Source organism: Acidovorax sp. A1169 (assembly GCF_030704685.1).
Taxonomy (GTDB): Bacteria; Pseudomonadota; Gammaproteobacteria; order Burkholderiales; family Burkholderiaceae_C; genus Acidovorax.
The window spans coordinates 1-24,990 of sequence record NZ_JAUZDX010000029.1 but is presented as its reverse complement, the minus strand read 5'-3'; the positions used below and the strand labels follow the sequence as shown (position 1 = coordinate 24,990).

General features: G+C 67.8%; 22 protein-coding genes. 10 read left to right on the top strand and 12 right to left on the bottom strand.

The genetic code is table 11. From position 1 onward, the window contains the following. Positions 1–41: 41 nt before the first annotated feature. From QYL93_RS29210 to QYL93_RS29185, 6 genes are all read left to right on the top strand, one after another. Positions 42–1,034, top strand: coding sequence for a Bug family tripartite tricarboxylate transporter substrate binding protein (locus QYL93_RS29210; protein ID WP_305746964.1), 993 nt, complete (start codon positions 42–44; stop codon positions 1,032–1,034). 140 nt (positions 1,035–1,174) lie between these two features. Further along, complete coding sequence (locus QYL93_RS29205) at positions 1,175–2,914, top strand: acyl-CoA dehydrogenase family protein (RefSeq protein ID WP_305746963.1); 1,740 nt, start codon at positions 1,175–1,177, stop codon at positions 2,912–2,914. Positions 2,915–3,022: 108 nt separating this feature from the next. Next, a complete protein-coding gene (locus QYL93_RS29200; RefSeq protein WP_305746962.1) occupies positions 3,023–4,780 on the top strand; it encodes a tannase/feruloyl esterase family alpha/beta hydrolase in 1,758 nt (585 codons plus the stop codon). 86 nt (positions 4,781–4,866) lie between these two features. Then, entirely contained in the window at positions 4,867–5,295 is a 429-nt protein-coding gene (locus QYL93_RS29195) for a VOC family protein (protein ID WP_305746961.1), read from the top strand. Between the two features lie 86 nt (positions 5,296–5,381). Next, a complete protein-coding gene (locus tag QYL93_RS29190) occupies positions 5,382–5,762 on the top strand; it encodes a VOC family protein (protein ID WP_305746960.1) in 381 nt (126 codons plus the stop codon). A 78-nt stretch (positions 5,763–5,840) separates the two neighbouring features. Further along, positions 5,841–6,266, top strand: coding sequence for an EVE domain-containing protein (locus QYL93_RS29185; RefSeq protein WP_305746959.1), 426 nt, complete (start codon positions 5,841–5,843; stop codon positions 6,264–6,266). A gap of 3 nt (positions 6,267–6,269) precedes the next feature. Here QYL93_RS29185 and QYL93_RS29180 read toward each other — a convergent pair whose 3' ends face one another. The 12 genes from QYL93_RS29180 to QYL93_RS29125 all read right to left on the bottom strand — a co-directional run bounded on the left by QYL93_RS29180 (position 6,270) and on the right by QYL93_RS29125 (position 21,395). Beyond that, positions 6,270–10,007, bottom strand: a complete 3,738-nt coding sequence (locus QYL93_RS29180) for a molybdopterin cofactor-binding domain-containing protein (protein ID WP_305746958.1) — start codon at positions 10,005–10,007, stop codon at positions 6,270–6,272. Further along, positions 10,004–10,522, bottom strand: coding sequence for a (2Fe-2S)-binding protein (locus QYL93_RS29175; protein WP_305746957.1), 519 nt, complete (start codon positions 10,520–10,522; stop codon positions 10,004–10,006). The genes QYL93_RS29180 and QYL93_RS29175 overlap by 4 nt, the downstream gene beginning before the upstream one ends. A gap of 17 nt (positions 10,523–10,539) precedes the next feature. Continuing rightward, positions 10,540–11,718, bottom strand: a complete 1,179-nt coding sequence (locus QYL93_RS29170; protein WP_305746956.1) for an ABC transporter substrate-binding protein — start codon at positions 11,716–11,718, stop codon at positions 10,540–10,542. A gap of 153 nt (positions 11,719–11,871) precedes the next feature. After that, entirely contained in the window at positions 11,872–12,597 is a 726-nt protein-coding gene (pncA, locus tag QYL93_RS29165; protein ID WP_305746999.1) for a bifunctional nicotinamidase/pyrazinamidase, read from the bottom strand. A 74-nt stretch (positions 12,598–12,671) separates the two neighbouring features. After that, the gene (locus QYL93_RS29160) at positions 12,672–13,418 is read right to left on the bottom strand and encodes an ABC transporter ATP-binding protein (protein ID WP_370877068.1); all 747 of its coding nucleotides are present in this window, start codon (positions 13,416–13,418) and stop codon (positions 12,672–12,674) included. Continuing rightward, positions 13,418–14,218: an ABC transporter ATP-binding protein gene (locus tag QYL93_RS29155; RefSeq protein WP_057202710.1), complete on the bottom strand. Its 801-nt coding sequence runs from the start codon at positions 14,216–14,218 to the stop codon at positions 13,418–13,420. Before QYL93_RS29155 ends, QYL93_RS29160 begins: the two co-directional genes overlap by 1 nt. Continuing rightward, positions 14,215–16,110, bottom strand: coding sequence for an ABC transporter permease (locus tag QYL93_RS29150; RefSeq protein ID WP_057266729.1), 1,896 nt, complete (start codon positions 16,108–16,110; stop codon positions 14,215–14,217). The genes QYL93_RS29155 and QYL93_RS29150 overlap by 4 nt, the downstream gene beginning before the upstream one ends. A gap of 141 nt (positions 16,111–16,251) precedes the next feature. Beyond that, entirely contained in the window at positions 16,252–17,451 is a 1,200-nt protein-coding gene (locus tag QYL93_RS29145; protein WP_235514503.1) for an ABC transporter substrate-binding protein, read from the bottom strand. 94 nt (positions 17,452–17,545) lie between these two features. Continuing rightward, positions 17,546–18,130 (bottom strand): amino acid synthesis family protein, encoded by a 585-nt coding sequence (locus QYL93_RS29140; protein ID WP_305746954.1) that lies wholly within the window; start codon positions 18,128–18,130, stop codon positions 17,546–17,548. 44 nt (positions 18,131–18,174) lie between these two features. Next, the gene (locus QYL93_RS29135) at positions 18,175–18,816 is read right to left on the bottom strand and encodes an amino acid synthesis family protein (protein ID WP_305746953.1); all 642 of its coding nucleotides are present in this window, start codon (positions 18,814–18,816) and stop codon (positions 18,175–18,177) included. Between the two features lie 20 nt (positions 18,817–18,836). Then, positions 18,837–19,760: a UPF0280 family protein gene (locus tag QYL93_RS29130; protein WP_305746952.1), complete on the bottom strand. Its 924-nt coding sequence runs from the start codon at positions 19,758–19,760 to the stop codon at positions 18,837–18,839. Between the two features lie 12 nt (positions 19,761–19,772). Continuing rightward, the gene (locus tag QYL93_RS29125) at positions 19,773–21,395 is read right to left on the bottom strand and encodes a 6-hydroxynicotinate reductase (RefSeq protein ID WP_305746951.1); all 1,623 of its coding nucleotides are present in this window, start codon (positions 21,393–21,395) and stop codon (positions 19,773–19,775) included. Positions 21,396–21,570: 175 nt separating this feature from the next. Between QYL93_RS29125 and fdxA the strand changes: the two genes are divergently transcribed. The 4 genes from fdxA (at position 21,571) to QYL93_RS29105 (ending at position 24,922) form a co-directional block, all read left to right on the top strand. Then, entirely contained in the window at positions 21,571–21,900 is a 330-nt protein-coding gene (fdxA, locus tag QYL93_RS29120; protein ID WP_305746950.1) for a ferredoxin FdxA, read from the top strand. A 69-nt stretch (positions 21,901–21,969) separates the two neighbouring features. Then, on the top strand, positions 21,970–22,743 hold the full coding sequence (locus QYL93_RS29115; protein ID WP_305746949.1) for a ferredoxin--NADP reductase: 774 nt from the start codon (positions 21,970–21,972) through the stop codon (positions 22,741–22,743). Between the two features lie 61 nt (positions 22,744–22,804). Then, positions 22,805–23,491, top strand: a complete 687-nt coding sequence (locus tag QYL93_RS29110; protein WP_305746948.1) for a TetR family transcriptional regulator — start codon at positions 22,805–22,807, stop codon at positions 23,489–23,491. 243 nt (positions 23,492–23,734) lie between these two features. Beyond that, positions 23,735–24,922 (top strand): amidohydrolase family protein, encoded by a 1,188-nt coding sequence (locus QYL93_RS29105; protein WP_305746947.1) that lies wholly within the window; start codon positions 23,735–23,737, stop codon positions 24,920–24,922. Positions 24,923–24,990 lie beyond the last annotated feature (68 nt).

Genomic DNA, 24,990 nt, shown 5'->3' with positions numbered 1-24,990 from the left:
TCCTGCCCCGTCAACCCACCATACCTATACCGGAGACAACCATGACGACGACACGACGCCACTTTGTTCACACCCTGGGCAGCGCCGCCGCTCTCGGAGCGCTTTATCCCCTGTCTTCCTTCGCGCAGGCGCTGGACCAGGTCAAGATCATGTACGGCTTTCCGGCCGGCAGCGCGGGTGATAGCGTGGCCCGCCGCGTGGCTGAAAAGCTGGGCGGCACGGCCTACAGCAAGAACCCGGGCTTCGTCGAGAACAAGCCGGGCGCCGGTGGCCGCATTGCGGTGGAAACGCTGAAGAACTCCCCCGCCGATGGCTCGGTGCTCACCCTGGCACCGGTCTCGGCCCTGTCGGTGTATCCGCACATCTACCCCAAGCTCAGCTACAGGCCGGAAGACGTGGTGCCCGTCTCCATCGGCGCGATCATGCACCACGGCCTGGCCGTGGGCCCGGCCGTGCCGGCCGAGGTGAAGACGCTCAAGGACTTCCTGGCCTGGGCCAAGGCGAACCCGGACAAGGCCAGCTACGGCTCGCCCGGCGCGGGCTCCATGCCCCACCTGCTGGGCGCGCTGCTGGGCATCCGTGCGGCCGTGGATCTCAAGCACGTGCCCTACCGTGGCACCGTGCCCAGCATCACCGACCTGGTGGGCGGCCAGATCGCTGCCGCCATGAACCCCAGCGGCGACTACCTGCAGTACATGAAGACCGGCCGCGTGCGCGTGCTGGCCACCTCGGGCAAGAAGCGCTCGCCCTACCTGCCCGATGTGCCCACCTTCATCGAACTGGGCTACCCCGACGTGACGTCCGAGGAATGGTTCGGCTTCTACGCCCCGGCCAAGACGCCCGCCGCCACACTGGCCAGTGCCAATGCGGCCATCACCGGCGCGCTCAAGGACAAGACCGTGATCGACGCGCTGGGCATCGTTGGCCTGGTGGCCCACGGCAGCACGCAGCAGGAGATGCTGGCCGACCAGAAGGCCGAGTTCGAGCGCTGGGGCCCGCTGGTCAAACAGATCGGGTTCACTTCAGAGTCTTGACTCCCCCCTGAGGCGCTGCGCGCCTTTCCCCCTAAGGGGGACGCCTCCGGTGGCCCGGCGAAGCCGATTCCACGGTGGCGCTGGCTTTGAGCCGCGCCAGTTGCCAAGACCCTGGGAAAAAACGCCTCGGCGCAATAAACATGCAAGCACACCAGACTCTGGCCGACATCCAGCACCTGCTGACCGAAGTGCTCCAGGCGCCTTCGCAGTGGCAGGCGTTGGCGCCGTTTGCCGACACCGATGGCGGGCTGGCGGCGCAGGTGCTGGAGGAGGCCGCCAAGTTCGTCGACAGCGCCATTGCCCCGCTGCAGCGCACGGGCGACGAAGAGGGCTGTCACTTCGAGGCCGGCAGCGTCACCACGCCCGCCGGCTTTCGCGCGGCCTACCAGGCCTTCTGGCAGGCCGGCTGGCCCTCGCTGGCCTGCGCGCCCGAAGACGGCGGCCAGGGCCTGCCTGCGGTGCTCGAATGCGTGCTGTTCGAATGGCTGGCTGGTGCCAACCATGGCTGGACCATGGCGCCCGGCCTGCTGCACGGCGCCTACGAATGCCTGCGCCACCATGGCAGCGACGCGCTGAAAGCGCAGTACCTGCCCAGAATCGCCAGCGGCGAGTGGCTGGCCACCATGTGCCTGACCGAGGCCCATGCGGGCAGCGACCTGGGCCTGGTGCGTACGCGCGGCGTGCCCCAGCCTGATGGCAGCGTGCGCGTCAACGGCAGCAAGATCTTCATCTCGGGCGGCGAGCACGACCTGACCGACAACATCGTGCACCTGGTGCTGGCGCGCCTGCCCGATGCGCCGGCGGGCCCCAAGGGGCTGTCGCTGTTCCTCGTGCCCAAGCGGCTGCCGGGCGGCGAGCGCAATGCCGTGGTGTGCGAACGCATCGAGGAGAAAATGGGCCTGCACGGCAGCCCCACCTGCGTGATGCGCTTCGACGACGCCACGGGCTGGCTGGTGGGTGAGCCCCACAAGGGCCTGGCCGCCATGTTCGTGATGATGAATGCTGCGCGGCTGCATGTGAGCCTGCAGGGCCTGGGCCTGCTCGAAGCCGCTTGGCAGAAGGCCGACGCCTATGCGGGCGAGCGCCGCCAGATGCGCGCGCCCAAGGCCCTGGGCATGGCGGCATCGCCCGGCCCCGACCCGATCTCCGAACACCCGGCCATGCGCCGCATCCTGCAGACGCAGCGCGCCTGGATCGACGGCGGGCGCGTGCTGGCCTACCACACGGCCCTGCAGCTCGACGTGGCGCGCCACCACCCCGACGCGACCGAGCGCGCCGTGGCCCAGCGCTGGTGCGCGCTGGTCACGCCCGTGCTCAAGGCCGCGTTGACCGACCAGGCCTTCCACGGCGCCAGCGCCTGCCTGCAGGTCTTCGGCGGCCACGGCTATGTGCGCGAATGGGGCATCGAGCAGATCGTGCGCGATGCGCGCGTGGCCATGATCTACGAGGGCACGAACGAGATCCAGGCCATCGACCTGCTGGTGCGCAAGGTGCTGGCCGATGGCGGCCAGGGCCTGTGTGCACTGCTAGCGTCCCTGCGTGCCGGCCTGCCCCCCGACGAAGCCGCCAACACCCGGCGCAATGCCCTGGCCGACACCACGCGCGCGCTGGCCGCCGCAGCCGCCACCGACCCCGAGCTGCCCTACTGGGTGGCCGACGACTACCTGCGGGCCGTGGCCCTGGTGCTGCTGGAGTGGGCCTGGGCGCGTGTCGCAGCGGCACCCGCCAGCCATGGGCCGCGCTGGACCGAACCGGCCCAGGCATGCAAGACCTGGGTGCTGCCCGAATTCGACATGCGCCTGGCCATCATTCGCCAGCGCCTGTCCACCGCTGCTGCCGACGTTCACCGACGTACCGCGCCCGCCATGGCTGCCGCCTGACGGTCCACGCCTTTTCTCTCTCCGCTTTCCCCCATCCCACAGCGCTTCGAGGCCGCGCTGCGGGTCTGCCTGCCTGCGCCATGAGACAACACACGAGGAGACAACACCATGAAGACGAACGAGGGTATCTGGAGAATGCACCGTGGACTGAGCCGCCCCCTGGCACTGGCCGCCATGCCCGCCGCGGTATCGCTGCTGCTGGCCGGCTGCGGCGGATCCGACGGGGGGCTGCGGCAGCTCTCGGCGGCGTCGCCAGGCACGCTGCAGTCCTGCGCCAACCTGGCCACCACGCTGGCCCTGCCCAATACGCGCATCGCCTCCGCCGTGCCCGTGGCCGAGGGCGAGCTCAAGGCCACCGGTGTGAACACGCCCATCCCGGCGCACTGCCTGGTCAAGGGGGCCATGAACCAGCGCACCAGCGCGGTCGATGGCAACAGCTATGCCATCGGCTTCGAGATGCGCATGCCCGTGGCCTGGAACGGCCGCTTCCTCTACCAGGCCAACGGCGGGCTCGATGGCAGCGTGGTCACGGCCCTGGGCGCGACCAGCGGCGCGGCACCCGTCGCGCCGGCACTGAGCCAGGGCTTCGCGGTGCTCAGCTCGGACGCGGGCCACAGCGCGCCCACGCCCTTCTTCGGCGTGGACCCACAGGCCCGGCTGGACTATGGCTACCAGGCCGTGGGCAGCCTCACGCCCATGGCCAAGGACCTCATCAAGAGCGCCTACGGCAAGGCACCCGACCGCTCGTACTTCGCGGGCTGCTCCAACGGCGGGCGCCACGCCATGGTGGCCGCCTCGCGCTTTGCCGACCAGTACGACGGCATCCTGGCCGGGAACCCGGGCTTTCACCTGCCCAAGGCCGCCACCACGCAACTGTGGAAGGCCCAGCAGTACGCCAAGGTGTCCACCCCGGATGCCAGCGGCCAGCCCGACCTGAACACGTCCGTGACAGCGGCCGAATACAAGCTGCTGGGCAACCGCATCCTCGCCAAGTGCGATGCGCTGGACGGTGTCACCGACGGGCAGGTGAACGACGTGGCGGCCTGCCAGGCCGCCTTCAACCTGCAGACCGACGTGCCCAGCTGCAGCGCCGGTGCCGCGCGTGACGGAACCTGCCTGACGCCAGCCCAGAAGAATGTGCTGGCCGACATCTTCGCCGGCCCCAAGAACAGCAAGGGCGAGGCGCTGTACACCGGCACCTGGTTCGACCCGGGCGTGGGCGGCGTCAACTTCGCACAGTGGCACCTGGGCTCGCCCGCCACGCGCGATGCCGGGGCCGTGGCCTTCATCTTCACTTCGCCGCCCTCCTCCGTGGCGGCCTTCGGCGCCACCACGGGCCTGCAGTACGCGCTGAACTTCAGCATGGAGACAGACTACCCGAAGATGTTCGCCACCAGCGCGCTCTACCCCGAGTCGCCCTGGTCCTTCATGACGCCGCCCAATGAGGCCGAGCTCGCCACCCTCAAAGACCGGGGCGCCAAGATGATGGTCTACCACGGCGTGGCCGACGGCGTGTTCTCCCCCGTGGACACCGCCAACTGGATGGACCGGCTGCAGGCCAACCACAAGGGCGATGCAGCCAGCTTTGCGCGCCTGTACATGGTGCCCGGCATGAACCACTGCTCGGGCGGCCCCGCCACCGACCAGTTCGACATGCTGGCGCCGCTGGTGCAGTGGGTGGAACAGGGCAAGGCGCCCGACACCGTGCTGGCCCAGGCCCGCGGCGCAGGAGCCAACGTGGTCAACACCGAACTGCCTGCCGGTTGGTCGGCCAACCGCACGCGCCCGCTGTGTGTCTACCCCAAGGTGGCGCGCTACAACGGCACGGGTGACGTAGAGAGCGCCAGCAGCTTCAGTTGCCGGTAGCAGCTGTAACAGGGGGCGAGAGCAATGGTGCCCGCCCCCTGGCGCTGGCACACCGTGCCAGTGTTGTCACTTCAAGTGACTGCGCCATGGAAACACAGGAGCTGCACAGGGGGCGCCTGATCGACCATATCCAGCTGGTGGTGCGCGATCTGGCCACCAGCCATGCTTTCTATACCGCCATCTTCGAGGTGCTCCAGGTGCCGCTGGGCGGCACCGGCGAAAACTACTTCTGGGCCGACGAGCTCTTCGTCTCCACTTGCCAAAGTGCTGCGGCGCAGGGCCACCTCACCGGCCGGCACCACCTGGCCTTCCAGGCACAGGACGAGGCCATGGTGCAGGCCTTCTATAAGGCGGCTCTGGCCCATGGCGGCAAGGACAACGGCGCGCCCGGCGAACGCCCCTACCACCCGGGCTACTACGCCGCCTTCGTGCTCGACCCCGATGGCAACAACATCGAGGCCGTGTTCCACGGCAAGGCCGAGAGCAGCGCGCCATCGGTCAAGATCAAGTTCTGACGGGCTGCTGCAACCATGCTGACAAACCGCTGTCAGCAGCAGGCCATCACCATCGTGGCTTCTTCATTTGCACACAAGGAGCCCCCATGAAAAACGCCATCACCTGGTTCGAGATCCCCACCACCCAGCTGGACCGCGCCCAGGCCTTCTACGAAGCCGTGCTGGGCCAGGCCATGCGCCGCGAGGCCATGGGGCCGAGCGAAGGCGCCGTGTTCGCCTACGACCCCGAGGCCGATGGCACGGGTGGCGCACTGCTGATGGGGCCGACGGCGCCGCAAGCGGCACCCGGTGCCGGAACGCTGGTCTACCTGGATGCATCACCCTCGCTCGACGCGGCGCTCGCCCGCGTGCTGGACCAGGGCGGCCAAGTGGCCCTGCCGCGCCAGGCGCTGCCGCCGGGCCTGGGCTTCTTCGCGCACATCCATGACCTGGATGGCAACCGTGTCGGCCTGCACGCACTGGCCTGACCCGGTGCAGTCGCACCTGTGGGCCGAAGCGGCCCCACCCACGGCCACCAACGCCCCCCCCAAGGCAACTGGATTGCGGTGGCCAGCGCAACCCATGCGCGGCGTGGCTGCGCCGAGCCGGGCGCGGGCTACATGCAGGTGTGCCACGGCAAGGTCGCACCGCTGCGGCGCGTGAAGCCCGGCGACAGGGTCGCGTACTACGCGCCCACGGTCACCATGGGTGGCAGCGACAAGTTGCAGGCCTTCGTTTCGCTGGGATTGGTGAAGCCCGGCGAGCCCTATGCCTTCGACATGGGCGGCGGGTTCGTTCCGTTCCGCAAGGACGTGGACTATGTGCCGGCCCAAGAGGCGGCCATCGCACCGCTGCTCGACCACTTCGAGTTTGTGCAGGACCGCGCACGCTGGGGCTATGCGTTCCGTTTCGGGCTCTTCGCCATCAGCGACCATGACATGCGGCTGATTGCCGATGCCATGGGCGCCGACGCGGATTCATTGCATTTCTGAAGGCTATGGATGGACTGGGCCGGCGCGCACACGTGCCAGCGCGGCCTGCACATCGTTCCATGCGGGGCGCCCCGGCGCATAGCGCTGGCGCATGTAGCCCGCGAGTTCGGCGATCTGCGCATCGCTGAGCGCGTCGCCAAAGCCGGGCATGAAGCCCAGTTCGCGCGAAGCCGGCTCGCTGATGCCGTGGACGATGACCTGCAGCAGGTTGTCGGGCCGGTCGCTGTGCAGGTTGCTGTTGAGCGCGAGTGGCACGTTCGCCCCCAGGAGCTTGGGGCCATTGCCATCGTGGTGGCAGGCAGCGCAGGCCCCATCGAACAGGCGCTGGGCCTGGCCGGGCTGGGGCGCCAGTGCGCCCGCCCGGGCCACGGCGGCCTGCGCCTTCGTCAATGCTTCCGCGACTGGCTCCAGGGCCGCGCTGAACGAGGCCAGGTAGGTAGCCATGGCGCGGATGTCCTCGTCGGGCAGCTTCGCCAGTTCCTGCACCACGGGCGCCATGGGGCCGGAGGCACTGCCGTGCTCCGGGCTGTGGCCCTTGCGCAGGTAGCTGTACAGCGCGTCGGCGCTCCAGGGCACGGGCGCCTTCGACAGGCCGGTGAGTGCGGGCGCCTCCCAGCCATCGACCAGCGCACCCGACAGGAAGGCCGCACCGCCCATCTCCGCCCCCAGCGCATTGCGCGGCGTGTGGCAGGCGCCGCAGTGGCCAGCGCCCTGCACCAGGTAGGCACCGCGGTTCCATTCGGGCGGGCGCGCGGGGTCGCTCTTCCAGGGCGTGGCGTCGTGGAACAGCGCGTTCCAGCCGGCCATGAGTGGGCGCACGCTGAACGGAAACGCCAGTTGCGTGGCCGGGACCTCGGAGCGCACCGGCGGCTGGGCCATGAGCCAGGCGTAGAGCGCGGTCAGGTCGTCGTCGTCCATCTTCGCGAACGAGGTGTAGGGGAAGGCTGGGTACAGGTGCTTGCCATCGCGCGAGATGCCTTCGCGCATGGCGCGCTGGAAGGCGCTGAAGGACCATTGGCCCAGGCCCGTCTGCGCATCGGGCGTGAGGTTGGTGGTGTAGACGGTGCCGAAGGGCGTGTCCATGGCGCGCCCACCGGCATTCGGCATTCCGCCCGGCGCGGTGTGGCAGACCACGCAGTCGCCCGCCGCGGCGACCAGCCGCCCGCGCTCGATGGTGGCGGCGTTGTAGACCGAAGCGCCTGCCGTCTGTGCGACTGGTGCAATGGCCGGGCGCCAGCCCAGCAGCGCCGCGCCCATGGCCAGGCCGCCCGCAGCCAGGGCCAGTGCGCGGCCCCAGGGGCTGCGCCGGCGCGGCCAGGCGGCGCTGGCAGGCACCGCCGGAGCCGACAGCTCCAGCGTGGGCAGTACATCGGCCGGCTCTGCCAGCGACCCTGCGGTGTCATCGCCCCCCTGCCCCGATGCACCGGCCAAAGGGTTGAGGCCCGCGCGCACCACCTCGGGGGTGAACGGCGGTGCGCGAAAACGCACGCCTGTGGCATCGAAGATCGCATTGGCAATGGCCGCCGTGCCAGGCACCGACGAAGACTCCCCCGAGCCCAGCGGTGCCTCGTCCTGCCGGGGCATGTGCATCACCTCGATGACCGGCACCTCGCGGAAACTCAGGATGGGGTAGCTGCCCCATTCGCGCGTGTCCACCGCCTGCGTGACGGTGTCGAAGCGCACCTGCTCCTTGAGGGCCCGGCTGGTGGTCTGCACCACGTTGCCATGCACCTGGTGCTGCACCCCCGCGGGGTTGACCATCATGCCCGCATCGTGGCCCACGACCACGCGGCGCACATGCACCTCGCCGGTCTTTCGGTTCACGTCCACGTCGGCCACCCAGGCGGCCCAGGCGGCGCCGAAGCCGGGCCACTTGCTATGGATGTAGCGGGCGTAGGCAAAGCCCTGGCCCTGGACCCAGTCGCCATCGACACCCTGCAGTTCGCCGGGGCCGGGCACGCGCGGCCCGGTGTGGGGCAACCAGCCGGCCTTCTCGGCCGTGGCCTGGATCAATTCGGCCGCGCGCGGGTCGCTCAGCAGCTGCAGGCGAAACTCGACCGGGTCCACCCCGGCAGCGGTGGCCAGTTCGTCCACGTAGGATTCGTGCGCGAACGAGTTGGGCAAGGCCGAGACGCCGCGCAGCCAGGAGGCGCGCACGATGGGCGCCATGTCGTTCACGGCCACGCGCAGGTTGTCGTAATCGTAGGGCGGGCGCGCGGTGCGGTCGCCCATCTCGTAGGCCTGGGCCACGGGCTCGATGGTGCGGGTGAGCAGCAGGGCCAGCGTGGGCGCGCCGTTGGAGGGGTAGGACGTCTCGAAATCGTAGGCGGCCACCGAGCCATCGGCATTGAGCCCGCCGCGCACCTGCATGAGCTGGGCCGTGCCCTTGGGCTCCCACAGGTGCTCCTGCTCGCGTGTGAGCTGCACGCGCACGGGCGCCCCCACGGCGCGCGACAGCAGCGCGGCATCGGCCGCCACGTCATCGGCACCGTTGCGGCCATAGCAGCCCGCGGCCTCCATGCGCACCAGGTCGATGTCCACATCGGCCATGTCCATCAGCCGGGCCAGGTCGGCGCGCAGCACATGGGGGTTCTGCGTACCGGCCCAGACGGCCATGCGGGCACGGCCCGAGGCCTCGTCCTGGCGCCACTCGGCCACCGCACACGAGGGCCCGATGGAGCCGTGCAGCTGGTACGGCCAGACATAGGTGCGCGGCAGGGACTGCGCGGCAACGGCCAGCGCAGCGTCCACGTCGCCCTCGTCCACCAGGCGGCGCTGCGTGGAGGGGTTGGCACGGATGGCCTGGGCCAAGGCCTCGGGGCTATCCTGCCGGGGAAATCCCGGCCAGGGCTTCCAGTGCACGCGCAGCGCGCGCATCGCCTCTTCGGCCTGTTCCTCGCGCTCGGCGACGATGCCCACGAAGTCGCGCACCACCACCACGGCCCGGATGCCCGGGATGTGGGCGATGGACGACTGGTCCACCGATTCGAGCGTGTTGCCGATGAAGTCGCCATGGTCGGCCCCGGCATACGGCGGGCGCACCACGCGGCCGTGCAGCATGCCGGGCACGCGCATGTCGTGCACGAAGACCAGCTCGCCGCTGACCTTGGCCGGTATGTCCACGCGCGGCACCGACTGGCCGACCACGGTGTAGTCGGCCGTGGGCTTGGTGGGCGTGGCCTCGGCGAGCTCCAGCGCGGTGTGCGCGCCAGCCAGCAGTTCGCCATAGGCCACCTGGCGGGCCGGGTCGGCCGCCACCTGCACCACGCCGGCCTGCACCTGCAGCGCATCGGTCGCCACGCCCAGGCGCTCGGCCGCCCGAGCCACCAGCCAGTGGCGCGCCTGCGCTGCGGCGGTGCGCAGGGGCTTGGCGTGTATCTGGATCGAGGCGCTGGCAATGGTCGCGCCCTGGTTGGGCGCGCGCGTGGTATCGCCCAGCACCATGTTCACGCGCTCAAGGGGAACGTCGAGCTCCTCGGCCACGATCTGGCCCAGCGCCGTGCGGATGCCGGTGCCCAGGTCGACGTGGCCATTGAGCGCGGTCACGCTGCCATCGTCCCACACGGCCAGCAGGATCTCGACGCCCTCGGCCGGGTTGCCGGCCACCAGCGCGGGCTGGCCCTTCACGGGTGGGGGTGCGGGCGGCGGGTTGCGCACGAGCAGCAGCACCCCCTGTGCGGCATGGAAGTCGGCACGCGTGAGCGGGCTGTGCGCGCGCAGCGGTACAGGGGACGCGCTCATGCGGCCACTCCGCGCACCAGCACCGCCGCGCGCTGCACGGCGCGGATGATCTCCACATGCGTGCCGCAGCGGCACAGGTTGCCCGAAAGCTCGCGGCGGATGGCGGCCTCGTCGGGGTCGGGGTTGCGTTCGAGCAAGGCCACGGCCATCATCACCATGCCGCTCAGGCAGTAGCCGCACTGGGCCGCCTGCTCGTCCACAAAGGCCTGCTGGACCGGGTGCAGCCCTCCTTCACAGCTTGCACCATGGCAGCGCGCGGGCAGGCCCTCCAGCGTCGTCACCTCCCGCCCCGCCACGCCGCGCGCAGGGATCACGCAGGCGCGTGCCGCCACCCCGTCCACCAGCACCGTGCAGGCGCCGCACTGGCCCAGGCCGCAGCCGTACTTGGGACCGTTGAGCGAGAGGTCGTTGCGCAGCACATGCAGCAGCGTGGCGCCCGCGCCCGGGGTACCTGCTGGCAGCTCACATGGCTGGCCATTGACGGAAAGGGTGAGAACGGTGGCTGGGGTCTGCATGGATCCTGAATGAAACGTCAGCGGCGCAGGCTGCCGGTGCGGGTGTACATCTCCAGGTCCACGAAGTTGGACCCATTGTGGTTGTTCGGACCGTACTGCACCGGGAAATCGCCGAACTTGGTGGTACCCATGTCTTCCATGGCCTTGATGAAGGCCTCGCGCGTGAGGTTGCGCCCCGTGCGCCTGAGGCCTTCGACGAACACGCGCGCGGCGATATAGCCTTCGAGCATGGTGTAGCTGTCGATCTTGGCACCGGCATCGGTGCGGTCCTTGCGGTAGTCGACCACGATGGGCAGGCGGCTGGCCTGCGGCGAGGGCACGATGCTGGCCGTGACCAGGCCCTCGATGCCGCCATTGAGGCGCTGGGCCGAGCCCGGCGCATCGGTGATGCCCACCGAGATGGTGTACAGCGGCGCGGCGCCGCCACCGGCACGGTAGTCGCGCAGGAACACCTCGACCATCTTGCCGGCCATGATCATCACCACCGCGCCGGGCTGGGCCTTGGTGAGCTGGGCCACCTGGGCCTTGGCGTCGGTGGCGGCAATCTCCAGAGGCACCGACTCGACCACCTTGACCTTCAGGCCCTGGGCGATCTGCAGGCAGGTCTCGAGGTTGGACTTGCCGAACGCGCTGTTCTGGTAGGCAACCGCGATGTTGGTGATGCCCAGCGTGGCCAGGTGGCCCACGATCTTGCGCAGCTCGGTCTCGTAGCTGGCGCGCACGTGGAACAGGTAGCGGTTGTGCGTGGTGCGGAACGAGGTAGTGCCTACCAGCGGCGCGAACATGGGCACGCCGGCCTTCTCGGCCAGCGGCATGGCGGCGATCAGGTTGCCCGTGGCCACGTAGCCGATCAGGGCGAAAACCTTTTCCTCGTCGATCAGGCGCGCCGTGTTCTCGGCGGTCTTCTTGGGCTCGTAGGCGTCGTCGAGCGAGACGAGCTCGAGCTTGCGCTCGAACACCCCGCCGGCCTTGTTGGTGCGGTCGAAGTACAGGGAGATGCCGGCCTTGTAGTCCACGCCGAAGTCCTTGGCGGGCCCGGTGAAGACAGCGGACTGCCCCACCTTGATGCTCTTGTCCGTCACCCCGGTCTCGGCCGCCGTGGCCGTCGTCGCCGAACTGCCCAGGGCCGTCGCCGCCATGGCCATCAGCACGGCCCTGCGGTCGGTGCGCCCATCCCTCATCCCACGGTACTTCATGAAACGCTCCTTACATCAAAGGTGGCAGTTTCCCCGCAACACGAGGGACTGTGCAACCATTTACAGGGGGTGTTGCGAAACCGTCAAAGACGGCTTCCCGCGCTGCCGGCGAGGCGGCAGCCACCGATGGTTTGCAAGTCCCGTGCCCATGGCTCAGGCGATGTCCAGGTCGCTCGACTGGATGCGCTTGACGCCTTTGGCCTTCATCTGCTTCCAGGCCGCCTCCAGCGAGCCGTTGAGGTCGATGGCCCGGCAGGCGTCCTCCACCACATAGGTCTCGAAGCCCAGGCGCTTGGCGTCGAGCGCCGTCCAGGCCACACAGAAGTCGGTGGCCAGGCCGGTCACGAACACCGTCTTGATGCCGCGCTGCTTCAGGTAGCCCGCCAGGCCCGTGGAGGTCTTGCGGTCGGCCTCCTCGAAGGCCGAGTAGCTGTCCACATGCTCGTGGAAGCCCTTGCGCAGGATCACCTGGGCCTGGGGAAGTTTCAAATCCTTGTGCAGCGCAGCGTCGTCGGTGCCGCGCACGCAGTGGTCGGGCCACAGCACCTGCTGGCCGTAGCTGAGCTTGGTGGTCTCGAAGGGCTTCTTGCCGGCATGCGTGCTGGCGAAGGAGGCATGGCCCGGCGTATGCCAGTCCTGCGTGACGACCACGTTCTCGAATGCGGTGGCGATGCGGTTGATGACCGGCACCACCTCGTCGCCCTTGGCCACCGGCAGCGTGCCGCCGGGCACGAAGCAGTTCTGCACGTCGACGACGATCAGCGCCGCTCGCTCGCCGGGCTTGATCTTGCCCGCGGCAAATGCCAGCGGCATGCCGGCCCCCGCAAGCGTGAAGGCGGCAGCGGATTGGAGGAAGAAACGGCGCTGGGCGGGGATCATCATGGCGGACACTCCGGTTGGAAACGCACTGGCAGATCGGTACGGGCCCACCGGGCCCGCGCCGGGGAAATCCTTCACACGCTCAGGTAGGACCTGCGCACCTCATCGTTGGCGGCCAGCTCGGCCATGGAGGCCTGGTAGCGGATCTGGCCCTTTTCGAGCACGTAGGCACGGTCGGACACGAGCTCGGCGAAGTGCATGTTCTGTTCAGACAGCAGAATGCTCACGCCCTGGGCCTTGAGCTCCAGGATCATCTGCGCCATCTGCTCGACGATGACCGGGGCCACGCCTTCGGAAGGTTCGTCGAGCAGCACCAGGTAGGGGTTGCCCATCAGCGTTCGCGCCACGGTCAGCATCTGCTGCTCGCCGCCGCTCATGCGGCCGCCGGGGCGCTGGGGCATCTCGCCCAGATTAGGGAACAGCTTGAACAGGGCCTCGGGCGTCCACAGCGGCGCTGCCGTGCCGTCAGGCCAGTGGCGCGCGGGCTGGCGGCCCACGGCCAGGTTCTCCATCACCGTGAGGTCGGTGAACACGCGGCGGTCCTCGGGCACGAAGCCCAGGCCCAGGCGTGCCGCATCGTGCGGGTCGCTTTTGGAGAGGTCCTTGCCCATGAAGCGGATCTGGCCCTTGCGCTTGGCGAGCATGCCCATCAGCGTCTTGAGCGTGGTGGACTTGCCCGCGCCGTTGCGGCCCATCAGCGCCACGACCTCGCCGCGGCGCACGGTGAGGTCCACGTCGTACAGGATCTGCGCAGCGCCGTACCAGGCCTGCAGGCCCTTGGCCTCCAGCAACACGTCCTTGGAATCAATCGTCGTCGTCATCATGCGGTCTCCGCAGGCGCAGCAGCAATCGCTGCGCCGGCCGTCTTTTTCTCGAAGGTCTTGCCGGTGCCGAAGTACACCTCCTGCACCTTGGGGTGGTCGCGCAGCTCCAGGGGCTTGCCCTCGGCGATCAGGCGCCCGCGCGCCAGCACGATCATGCGGTCGGCGTAGGCGAACACCACGTCCATGCTGTGCTCGGTGAACAGCACGGCCATGCCGCGGTCGATCACCAGCTGCTTGGTCAGCGCCATGAGCTCGTTGCGCTCCTTGGGCGCCATGCCGGCCGTGGGTTCGTCCATGAGCAGCAGCTTGGGCGCGTTGGCCATGGCGATGGCCAGCTCCACGCGCTTGACGTCGCCATAGGCCAGCACGCTGCAGGGGCGGTCGGCCTGGGCCTTCATGCCCACCTGCTCAAGCAGGGCCAGGGCCTCATCACGCTTGTGCTCCGAGGCCTTGCGGAACATCGAGAACAGGCGGCTGTCGTTGGAGATCAGCGCCATCTGCACGTTTTCCACCACGGTCAGCGAGGAGAAGGTCTCGGCGATCTGGAAAGTGCGGCCCACGCCCATGCGCCAGATGTCGCGCGGCTTGCGGCCCACCAGCTCCTGGCCGTTGAGCTGGATCGAGCCCACGTCGGCAGGCAACTGGCCGTTGACCATGTTGAAGGTGGTGGACTTGCCGGCACCGTTGGGGCCGATCAGGGCCAGCAGCTCGCCGGCCGCCAGCTCGAAGTGGATGCCGTCGACGGCCTTGACCCCGCCGAAGGACTTGCCCAGACCGGTGACTTTGAGCAGGCTCATGCTGCCTCCTTGGCTTCGCGCTTGTTATCGAAGAGTTGCTTGATGGCCCCCGCGATGCCCTGAGGGAACAGCAGCACCAGGATCAGGATGATGGCGCCCAGCATGGCGCGCCAGTAGTCGGTGTTGCGTGCCACGGTGTCGTGCAGCCAGGTGAAGGTGACCGCACCCACCACCGGGCCGGCCAGGGTCTGGATACCGCCCAGCAGCACCATCACCAGGCCGTCGACCGACTTGCCCACGTGCAGCGCCTCGGGCGAGATGCTGCCCTTGGAGAAGGCGAACAGCGCACCGCCCAGGCCAGCGAACAAGCCGGCGATGACGAAGGCCGTCCACTGCATGCGCTTGACGTCGATGCCGATGGCATCGGCGCGCAGCACCGAGTCGCGCCCGGCGCGCAGCGCATAGCCAAAGGGCGAGAACAACACCCGGCGCAAGGCCAGCACGCCACCCACCACCAGGGCCAGCGTGAGGAAGTAGTAGTTGCGCTTGTCCGACAGCCACTCGGCCGGCCACACGCCCGTAAGGCCGTTGCTGCCGCCGGTGAAGCCATCCCACTGGTAGCAGATGGCCCAGGTGATCTGCGCAAAGGCCAGCGTCAGCATGGCCAGGTACACGCCCGACAGGCGCACGCAGAACCAGCCGTAGATCAGCGCACCGGCCGCCGCGGCCAGGGGTGCCAGCAACAGGGCTGCTTCCATCGGGATGCCGGCCGAGCGCACCAGCAGCGCAGCCGCATAGGCCCCGAGGCCGAAGTAGGCCGCATGGCCGAACGAATGCATGCCCGCCGGCCCCATGATGAAGTGCAGGCTGGCCGCGAACAGCGCCGCGATCAGCAGGTCGATCATCAGCACGGTGAGATAGGGCGAACCGGTGGTGACGAAGGGCAGCAGCACCAGAGCGGCGACCAGAACGGCCGCACCGATCTTGTACCAGGGCGGCGAGGCGCGCAGCGGCGCTTCGGGAATACCGGTGTTGCGGCTTGCGGCCTGGGGCTTGCCCATCAGACCCCAGGGGCGCACCACGAGCACGACGGCCATCACCAGGAACTCGACCACCAGCGTGAGCTTGGAGAACGAGACGCTGTAGCCGAAGATCTCGACCACGCCGAGCCAGATGCAGATGGCCTTGATCTCGGCGATTAGCAGCGCGGCCACATAGGCGCCCGGAATGGAGCCCATGCCGCCCACCACCACCACCACGAAGGCGGCGCCGATGGTGTTCAGGTCCATCTCCAGCGTGGCCGGTTCGCGCGGTAGCTGCAGCGCACCGCCCAGGCCCGCCAGCAGGGCGCCGAGGGCGAACACGGCCGTGAACAGCCAGGCCTGGTTCACGCCCAGGGCGCTGACCATCTCGCGGTCCTGCGTTGCGGCACGCACCAGCGTGCCCCAGCGGGTGCGGGTGAGCAAGAGCCACAACAGGCCCAGCACCACCGGGCCGACGACGATCAGGAACAGGTCGTACGAGGGGAATTGCCGCCCCAGGATGCTGACCGAGCCCGACAGGCCCGGCGCACGCGGGCCGAGCAGTTCCTCGGGACCCCAGATCCACAGCGCGGCGTCCTTGATCACCAGCACCAACGCAAAGGTCGCCAGCAGCTGGAACAGCTCGGGTGCCTTGTAGATGCGGCGCAGCAGCACCACCTCCACCAGCGCACCGAGCGCGCCGACCACCACGGCCGACAGCAGCAGCGCAGGCCAGAAGCCCAGGCCTGTGCCCAGCTTGGCCACCATGGAGTAGGCGACGTAGATGCCCACCATGAAGAACGAGCCATGCGCGAAATTCACGATGCGCGTGACGCCGAAGATCAGCGATAGCCCGGCGCCCACGAGGAACAGCGAGGAGGCCCCCGCCAGTCCATTGAGCAGCTGAACGATAAAACTCGATAAACTCATTCCAGATCCTTCGGGGTCACGGCAAAGGTTGTCCCTCGGGCATGTCATCTGCCCGTTTTGTGCTTATGGGATTGCAATATGGCTGCAGCGGCCGGCGGGCGCAAGGGCCCGCCGGAACCGCCGTCAGCCGGGGACCAGCGCTCAGTCGGCCGGGCGCATCTTCTTGACTTCGTCGTTCGTAGGCTGCACCTTGGCGCCGTCCACGTAGCGGTAGTCGACCATCACGCCCTTGCCACCCTCGTTCTTGGTGCGGCCCACGTAGCCGCCCATGGTGGACTGGTTGTCCTCGGGGCGGTAGGTGATGCGGCCGAACGGCGTGGGCACCTGCAGGCCCTTGAAGGCGACAACGAGCTTTTCGGTGTCGGTGGAGCCGGCCTTCTTGATGCCTTCGGCCAGCGACTTGATGGCGCTGTAGCCCACGACCGAGCCCAGGCGCGGGTAGTCGTTGAACTTGCCTTGGTAAGCCGTTTGGAAGGCCTTGTGCTCGGGCGTCTGCAGGCCGTACCAGGGGTAGCCGGTCACGATCCAGCCGTTGGGGGCCTCGTCCTTGAGCGGGTCCATGTACTCGGGTTCGCCGGTCAGCAGGCTGACCACTTCACGGTCCTTGAACAGGCCACGGGTGTTGCCTTCGCGCACGAACTTGGACAGGTCGGCACCGAACAGCACGTTGAAGATCGCGTCGGGCTTGGCATCGGCCAGGGCCTGCACCACACTGCCCGAGTCGACCTTGCCCAGTGGGGGCGCCTGCTCGACGACGAATTCCACGTCCGGCTGGGCCGCCTTGAGCAGCTGCTTGAAGGTGGCCACGGCCGACTGGCCGTACTCGTAGTTGGGGTAGACCAGCGCCCAGCGCTTCTTCTTGAGGGCCACGGCCTCGGGCACCATCATTGACACCTGCATGTAGGTGGAGGGACGCAGGCGGTAGGTGTAGCGGTTGCCGTTCTGCCAGACGATCTTGTCGGTCAGCGGTTCGCCGGCCAGGAAGAAGAATTTCTTTTGCTTGGCGAAGTCGGTCAGCGCCAGGCCCACGTGCGAGAGGAAGGAGCCGGTGAGCACGTCCACCTTCTCGCGCGAGACCAGTTCCTCGGCCGCGCGCACGGCATCGCCGGGGTTGCCGTTGTCGTCGCGGATCACGAGCTGGACTTTCTTGCCCAGCAGGCCGCCCGCAGCGTTGATCTCGTCCACTGCCAGCTCCATGCCCTTCTTGTAGGGTTCCAGGAAAGCGGGCTGGGCCTTGTAGCTGTTGATCTCACCGATCTTGATGACATCCTGGGCCATCGCGGGAGCGATGGTGGCGGCCAGCGCGGCAGCGGCCGTAGCACGCATGAGGGTCTTAAGCATCGTCATGGAAACACTCCTGATGGATTGGATGGGAGAGAAACAGCGGTGGCAAACAGTATGGGGGAGACAGCGGGTCACGGGTGTGGCAGTGCGCTCAGCGCAGGCCGTCCTTGCCCTGGATTTCTGCGGTGGTGAGCCCGCCGATGCGCGGCAGCGGGCGGCCACCGGCCGTGACCACCACGGCCACCACGATCTCGTTGGCGCGCGGTGCATCGGCCACACGGGCCTCCATGGCATCGAAGTGGCTGCGCACGTAGGCGGCGTCCTTGTGGCCCAGCGGCACGTCGATGGCAGCACCCAGGCCGCCGATCTTCTTGCTCGATGGCACCAGGGCTGCGCCCTTTTCCACCGCCAGGCGCAGCGGGGCGCCCAGCTTGGGGTGCAGGATGGCTGCGGCATGCTCGAGCTCGCCACCTTCGCCCACGATGGCGGCCTTGCCATAGCTTTCGGCCTGGCCGGGGGCAATGCCCAGGGCCTGCACACAGCGCTCGCCCAGCAGGCCGCCGAGCTCTTCGCCGATGGCGATCAGCTCGTCGAGGTTTTCCACGTAGCGGCCCGCATACGGGTTCTCGATGACGGCCATGGCCAGGGCCTTGCGCGCGGGCGGATTCACCTCGCGGCCCATTTCCACGCGCACTTCGTCGGTCTGGACGATGATTTTCCGGATCTTGGCTGGCATGTGTGTGCTCCTTGGTCTCTCGTAGTCGTTATGGTTGGCGTGGTTCAGCGCAGGCCGTTCCACTGGCTGATGTCGGCAGCCTTGAGCCCGCCCACCCGCGCATGGATGCGCGCGCCGGTGGTCATCGCCAGGATGAAGACGATCTCGTCGGCCAGCGGCGCGCCGGGCACGCGCACCTCGATGGCATCGAAATGGCTGCGCACATAGCTGGCATTGATGTGCGTGAGCGGCACGTCGAGCGCGGCACCTGGGCCGCCCACCTTCTTGGTCGAGGGCACGATGGACAGCGCGTTGCCGGGCTGACCGGTCTTCTCCTCGGCCTGGCCCTTGGCGTAGGCGTTGCGGTCGCCCTTCCAGCCCAGCAGCTCGCGCATGGCGTAGCCGCCCGGCACATGCCACAAGGCACCGTGCTCCAGCTCGCCGGCGGCACCGATGATGGCGCCCTTGCCATAGGTCGCTATGCGCTCGGCCGGCACGTTCATGGCCTTGAGCAGGCGCTGCGCCATATCGAGGCCCACCTCCTGCAGCGCATCCATCATGGGCAGGATGTCTGCCTCGTAGCGGCCGGCATAGGGGTTGGTGAGCACGGCGCCGATGGCACCGCGCAACAGCGGTGCACCGGTTTCGGGCCCGAATTCGTGCCGGATTTCCTCAAGGTGGGTGAAAACGCGTCGGATCTGGATCATGGGATGGCCTGTGCAATTCATTAAGCAAATACTGAACCAACTTCAAACACGGCAGCGGATTTCTCCTCGGTGGCGCCTTCCAGCGCCTGGCGCGCAGACGGCGTGGCCATCCATTGCCCCTGGCACGAAAGCAGTGCGCACCACAGATGGCCGGCAACCTGCAATTCTTGCGCTTTTTCAAGACCAGCCTGCAGGGCCTGGCGCACCAGGGCGGTCGGCAGCGCTGGCACGTCCACCGTGACGGGGATGGCGCCCAGGTCGCTGTCGTCCTTGACCTCGCAGGCGGGCCTGCGGGCAATGCGTGCATCCTTCAGGTTCACGGCATTGGCCACCACCGTGGCCGCGGCATCGGCCTGGGCTGCCGTGGCCGCCAGGATGGTGACGCTGTCGGCAATGCCCAGCGAATGGCTGCGCCCGCGCCAGCCACTGGTTGCCACGCCGCGCACCGGCATGGTGCTCGCAAGGCGAAAGGCGCCATCGAGCAGCAACCCGCCCTGCAGCTGCGCCGCGTCTAGCCCGGCAATGTCGGCATACACCCCGACGCTGGCCGATTCGCCCGGCGCCAGGTGCAGCGCGATGTCGCCGCCATTGTTCACCCAGGCGCGCTGCACGCCATCCACTGTGTAGCAGGCCAGCAGCTCCTGCGCCACCGAACCGGCAACTGCGGCCATGGGCGTGATGAAGTCCTGGCGAAACGGCTGGCAGGCGCTCCACATGCGGCGCGCCACGGGGCCCTGCAGCGGGCAGTCGCCAGCGCCCACCGGCGCACGCAGCGCGGGCAGCTCGCGCACCAGCTCCTGCAGCAGGCCCTGAAAGCGCACCCAGGCGCGCGCGTGCGCCGCGGCCACGGCGAGCGCATCGCCCTCGGCCTGCACGATCACGTCCATGGGGCCGTGCTGCAGGTGCCAGCGGCCGGCGGACAGCAGTTGTCGGGTGGCTTGCATGGTGGTGCGATCTCAGCCCAGCAGCGGCGGCTGGCCCAGGGGCCAGGGGTTGGCCGATGGGAGGGTCAGCCACGAGGCCGATTGCGGCGCACCATCGTTGTGCCAGGCACCGCGGTCGAGCACCTCGCGCAGGCTGCGCACCTGGTCCATATGGCCACCGAGCAACTCGTAGTCGCTGCGGCGCATGCTGAATTCAATGGGTGCCACGATGGCCGGTGTGGGCACGGTGCCAAAGCTGTTGTCGGGCATGCGCAGCACGTCGGCCATCACCGTGATGCCGCCACCGGGCCAGACATAGGCCGGCGCACCGCCGCAGGTCACGTTGACCAGCGCATTCTTGATGGAGCGGGTGAGCAGCACCGGGTTCTCGGTGACGCCCGCACGCAGGCTGCCGCCCGCACCGCCCAGGAACAGCACCGAAGTCATCGAGGGTTCGCAGTTCTCGCCGATGCGGTCCACGATGCGGCGCACCTCGGCGGGCATCTCGGCCTCGACCGGATTCAGCGATTCGTCGAGCACATACCAGCTGGCGTGCTCGCCGGTGGTCGAGGTCATCAACAGGCGCAGACCGGGCCAGGCCACCGCTTCGTCCCAGGTCTCGATGATGGACAGCGGGTCGGCGATGTCGGTGCCGCCCCAGCCCGTGCCGGGGTTGGCCACCTGGAAGTAGCGGCCCGGCGTGGACTTGCGCCCGCGCATCTTGATGCCCGAGGACTTCATGTCCAGGCAGCGGCCGGCCTGGTGCTCGGTGAGCACGCCGGTGATGTGGTCGTCCACCACCACCACCTCGTCGGCCTGGCCGAAGAACTGGCGCGCGAAAATGCCGATGGCAGCCGAGCCGCAGCCCACGCGCATGCGCTGCTCGGCCACGCCGTTGACGATGGGCGCGTGCCCGGCCTGGATCACGAGCTGCGAGCCGCCGTCGATGGTCAGCTCCACCGCCTGCTTGTTGCCCAGCATCTGCATCATCTCGTTGGCGATGCGCCCTTCCTTCTTGCTGCCGCCCGTGAGGTGGTGCACGCCGCCCAGCGACAGCATCTGCGAGCCGTACTCGGCCGTGGTGACATGGCCGACCACCTCGCCCTTGCAGCGCACGTTGGCCTGCTCGGGGCCGAGAAAGCGGTCGGTGTCGATCTTCACCTTGAAGCTGCAGTAGCTGAAGATGCCCTCGGTGACCACGGTGACCATGTCCACCCCATCGACCTTGGAGCCGACGATGAAGGGCGCTGGCTTGTAGTCAGGATAGGTGGTGGAAGAGCCCACACCGGTGACGAAGACCTCCTCGGTCAGCAGCAGGTCGCCGCTCCAGGCGGGCTGCTCAGCCGGTGCGTCCTGGCCTCCGGCACCCGCATCGGCAGCGCGGCCTGCAAAGGGCACCAGCACCGCCTCGCCGTCCGCCATGGTCTTGCGCAGCAGCACCACGGGATCGACCCGCACCAGCACGCCGGCCTGGTTGGCGTAGCGGTCGCAGGCGCCGCTGCGGCCCTCGGAGATCTGGCACAGCACGGGGCAGGCGTTGCACTCCACCTTGGCCGTGTTCATGCGTTCATTGCGCGGCCGGGCGCGCTCGAGCACCTGCGGCAGCTCGGGTGCGTCCATGCCTGGAAGGCCGTCGGTCTTGGTGTGTTCAGTCATCGTGGCAACCCATTCCTCGCACCGTTTTCTGTGCTTGTACGTTCATGGCGTTTTGTGTAGCATTCACTTAACTTAAATGTTGTGATCACTACATTTGAGGCGAATGTAGCGCAATCGTTCGCAGTCCGCAATAGTGTTTGCGCGCCCCCTGAAATGGTGCACAAGGAGCCCCAAAATGACGCACGTAGTCACAGACGCATGCATTCGGTGCAAGTACACCGATTGCGTGGATGTATGCCCGGTCGATTGCTTCAAGGAGGGACCGGAATACCTGGTGATCGACCCCGACGAATGCATCGACTGCGCGGTCTGCATCCCCGAATGCCCGGCCAATGCCATCTATGCCGAGGACGACCTGCCGGCAGGTATGGAAATCTTCATCCGGTTCAACAAAAAGCTGGCCCCCGGCCTGCCCACAATCACCAAAAGAAAACCGCCTTTGCCAGATGCGGAACAATGGAGGGTTGTGAGCCACAAGCTTTCCGGCCTGGATATCGCGCTCTGACGCGGCCGGCCCCAGCCTTTCAGCCAGCTTTTTCGCCCCATTTCTCAACTTTTAGCCGACGAAATCACCATGAGCGCCTTTCTTGAAGAACGCGTATTGACCGTCAACCACCTGACGGACCGCCTTTTTTCCTTCACCACCACGCGCGATACCGCGCTGCGGTTCTCCAACGGCCATTTCACGATGATCGGCCTGCGCGTGAACGGCAAGCCCTTGCTGCGTGCCTACAGCATCGCCAGCGCCAACTACGAAGAGCACCTCGAATTCCTGTCGATCAAGGTGCCCGACGGCCCGCTGACCTCGCGCCTGCAGAACATCCAGGTGGGTGACTCCATCGTCGTCGGCAAGAAGCCCACCGGCACCCTGCTGATCGACTACCTGCTGCCCGCCAAGCGCCTGTACATGCTCTCCACGGGTACCGGCTTGGCACCCTTCCTGAGCCTGATCCGCGACCCCGAGACCTACGAGAAGTTCGAGGAAGTGGTGCTGGTGCACGGTGTACGCGAAGTCAAGGAGCTGGCCTACCACGACTACATCACCGAAGAGTTGCCCAAGCACGAGTTCCTGGGCGAGATGGTGAGCAAGCAGCTCAAGTACTACCCCACCGTGACGCGCGAGGAGTTCAAGCACCAGGGCCGCGTGACCACCGTGATCGAAAACGGCCAGCTCGCCCGCGACCTGGGCCTGCCGGCCCTGAACCCGGTGGAAGACCGGGTGATGATCTGCGGCAGCCCCGAGATGCTGCGCGACCTCAAGCACATGATGGAAGTGCGCGGCTTCAAGGAAGGCAACACCACGAAGCCCGGCGACTTCGTGATCGAACGCGCCTTCGCGGAGCAGTAATATCCCCGGCAGGCCCGGTCCCTGCATGGCAGGGGCTGCCCTGCCACCCAACGGATCATCCATGTCGGCCACACCCACCAAGACCCGGACTGCTTCCACCCGCGCCCCCTCGACACGCCGCACCGGCGTGCGCGAGCAGGCGGCCCAGACCACGCGCGACAACATCCTCAAGGCGGCGATCAAGGTGTTCGCACGCTACGGCTACGAAGGCGGCAGCGTGGAGAAGATCTCCAAGGCGGCCAAGTCCTTCGACCGGATGATCTACTACTACTTCGGCAGCAAGGAAGGCCTGTTCATCGAGGTGCTCGAAGAGATCTACCGGCGCATGAACGACGCCGAGTCGGCGCTGGACATCCGCCTCGAAACCCCGGTCGAAGCGCTCAAGTCGGTGGTGCGCTTCGTGAGCCAGTACTACCGCAAGCACCCCGAGTTCGTCACCCTGCTCAACACCGAAAACCTGCACAAGGGCAAGCACATCTCCAAGTCGATGCGCGCACGCGAGTATTCCTCGCCCGCCGTCTCGGTGATCGAGCAGGTGCTGGCCGCGGGCGTGGCCAGCCAGGAGTTTCGTGCCGACCTGCGCGCGCGCGACCTGTACCTGCTGATCGCCTCCATGGGCTACTTCTACCAGTCCAACCGTTACACGCTCTCGGCCTTCCTGGGCGAGGACATCGACCAGCCCGAGGCCGTGGTCCACTGGGACGAGTTCATGATCGATACCGTGCTGCGGACCGTGCGGGCGTCCTGAGGCGCAAAGCGCCCTCCCCGGGCCCAAGGCCTGTATCTTGCAAGAGCCTCCTGCCGATCCTGGCGATCGGCAGGGGCGCAGCCTGCCCGCTTCACAGCCGCGCCTGATCTGCCCCGAGACACTTTGCAGTGCTTGCCATCTTGCACGATGCTGGCCTCTTATGTAGTATTCACTACACGAATTGCAGCCCCACGATCGCCGCAGTTTGCCCCTCCCCTTCCACCAACCGACTGGTACCTTCCCATGGCAGACATCTCCACCAATGCGGCCTCCGGCAAAGTCGTCATCAAGAACATCGGCCTGCTGCTCTCGGGCGACCTGGAACGCCCCATCCTCGACGCCGACACCATCGTCGTGAACGACGGCCTCATCGTGGCCGTGGGCCGCGAGAAGGACTGCGACACCGAGCACGCGCGCACCACCATCGACGCGCGCCAGACCTGCGTAGCCCCCGGCCTGATCGACAGCCACGTGCACCCGGTCTTCGGTGACTGGACCCCGCGTCAGAACCAGATCGGTTGGATCGATTCGACCATGAACGGCGGTGTGACCACCATGGTCTCGGCCGGCGAGGTGCACCTGCCCGGCCGGCCCAAGGACATCGTGGGCTTGAAGGCACTGGCCATCACCGCGCAGCGCGCGTTCGACAACTTCCGCCCTGGCGGCGTGAAGGTGATCGCGGGCGCGCCCATCATCGAGAAGGGCATGGTCGAGCAGGACTTCAAGGACATGGCCGATGCCGGCGTGACCCTGCTCGGCGAAGTGGGCCTGGGCACCGTCAAGGCCGGTTACGAGGCCCAGCAGATGGTGGCCTGGGCACGCAAGTACGGCATCCAGAGCACCATCCATACGGGCGGCCCTTCGATCCCGGGCTCGGGCCTGATCGACAAGGACGTGGTGCTGGAGGCCGATGCCGACGTGATCGGCCACATCAACGGCGGCCACACCTCGCTGCCCTGGAAACATGTGTGCGAGCTGTGCGAGAAGTCATCACGCGCCATTGAGTTGGTGCACAACGGCAACGAAAAGATCGCCATCGAGGCCGCACGCGCGGCCATGGAACTCAAGTGCCCGCACCGCGTGATCCTGGGCACAGACGGGCCCGCCGGCTCGGGCGTGCAGCCGCTGGGCATGCTGCGCATGATCGCGCTGATCGCAAGCTTCGCCAACATCCCGGCCGAGCTGGTGTTCTGCTTTGCCACGGGCAACACGGCGCGCATCCGCAACCTCAACTGCGGCCTGATCGAGCCCGGCCGCGCGGCGGACTTCGTGTTCATGGACCGCGCCCAGCACACGGCCGGCGCCACGCTGCTCGAAAGCGTGCAGCTGGGCGACATCCCCGGCATCGGCATGGTGATGATCGACGGCCTGGTGCGCTGCGGCCGCAGCCGCAACACGCCGCCGGCTACGGAGATTCCCGTAGTTCTGTGAGTCGACACCAGGCCCTTCAGCATCCCGCACGCCCACGCACCCCCTTTTTTGTATTGAAGGAGTTCCTC

Excerpts from the sequence above, each read along its gene's own strand:
- QYL93_RS29210 (WP_305746964.1), top strand. The coding sequence starts at position 42 with ATGACGACGACACGACGCCACTTTGTTCACACCCTGGGCAGCGCCGCC.
- QYL93_RS29205 (WP_305746963.1), top strand. The coding sequence starts at position 1,175 with ATGCAAGCACACCAGACTCTGGCCGACATCCAGCACCTGCTGACCGAA.
- QYL93_RS29200 (WP_305746962.1), top strand. The coding sequence starts at position 3,023 with ATGAAGACGAACGAGGGTATCTGGAGAATGCACCGTGGACTGAGCCGC.
- QYL93_RS29195 (WP_305746961.1), top strand. The coding sequence starts at position 4,867 with ATGGAAACACAGGAGCTGCACAGGGGGCGCCTGATCGACCATATCCAG.
- QYL93_RS29190 (WP_305746960.1), top strand. The coding sequence starts at position 5,382 with ATGAAAAACGCCATCACCTGGTTCGAGATCCCCACCACCCAGCTGGAC.
- QYL93_RS29180 (WP_305746958.1), bottom strand. The coding sequence starts at position 10,007 with ATGAGCGCGTCCCCTGTACCGCTGCGCGCGCACAGCCCGCTCACGCGT.
- QYL93_RS29175 (WP_305746957.1), bottom strand. The coding sequence starts at position 10,522 with ATGCAGACCCCAGCCACCGTTCTCACCCTTTCCGTCAATGGCCAGCCA.
- QYL93_RS29170 (WP_305746956.1), bottom strand. The coding sequence starts at position 11,718 with ATGAAGTACCGTGGGATGAGGGATGGGCGCACCGACCGCAGGGCCGTG.
- pncA (WP_305746999.1), bottom strand. The coding sequence starts at position 12,597 with ATGATCCCCGCCCAGCGCCGTTTCTTCCTCCAATCCGCTGCCGCCTTC.
- QYL93_RS29160 (WP_370877068.1), bottom strand. The coding sequence starts at position 13,418 with ATGACGACGACGATTGATTCCAAGGACGTGTTGCTGGAGGCCAAGGGC.
- QYL93_RS29155 (WP_057202710.1), bottom strand. The coding sequence starts at position 14,218 with ATGAGCCTGCTCAAAGTCACCGGTCTGGGCAAGTCCTTCGGCGGGGTC.
- QYL93_RS29150 (WP_057266729.1), bottom strand. The coding sequence starts at position 16,110 with ATGAGTTTATCGAGTTTTATCGTTCAGCTGCTCAATGGACTGGCGGGG.
- QYL93_RS29145 (WP_235514503.1), bottom strand. The coding sequence starts at position 17,451 with ATGCTTAAGACCCTCATGCGTGCTACGGCCGCTGCCGCGCTGGCCGCC.
- QYL93_RS29140 (WP_305746954.1), bottom strand. The coding sequence starts at position 18,130 with ATGCCAGCCAAGATCCGGAAAATCATCGTCCAGACCGACGAAGTGCGC.
- QYL93_RS29135 (WP_305746953.1), bottom strand. The coding sequence starts at position 18,816 with ATGATCCAGATCCGACGCGTTTTCACCCACCTTGAGGAAATCCGGCAC.
- QYL93_RS29130 (WP_305746952.1), bottom strand. The coding sequence starts at position 19,760 with ATGCAAGCCACCCGACAACTGCTGTCCGCCGGCCGCTGGCACCTGCAG.
- QYL93_RS29125 (WP_305746951.1), bottom strand. The coding sequence starts at position 21,395 with ATGACTGAACACACCAAGACCGACGGCCTTCCAGGCATGGACGCACCC.
- fdxA (WP_305746950.1), top strand. The coding sequence starts at position 21,571 with ATGACGCACGTAGTCACAGACGCATGCATTCGGTGCAAGTACACCGAT.
- QYL93_RS29115 (WP_305746949.1), top strand. The coding sequence starts at position 21,970 with ATGAGCGCCTTTCTTGAAGAACGCGTATTGACCGTCAACCACCTGACG.
- QYL93_RS29110 (WP_305746948.1), top strand. The coding sequence starts at position 22,805 with ATGTCGGCCACACCCACCAAGACCCGGACTGCTTCCACCCGCGCCCCC.
- QYL93_RS29105 (WP_305746947.1), top strand. The coding sequence starts at position 23,735 with ATGGCAGACATCTCCACCAATGCGGCCTCCGGCAAAGTCGTCATCAAG.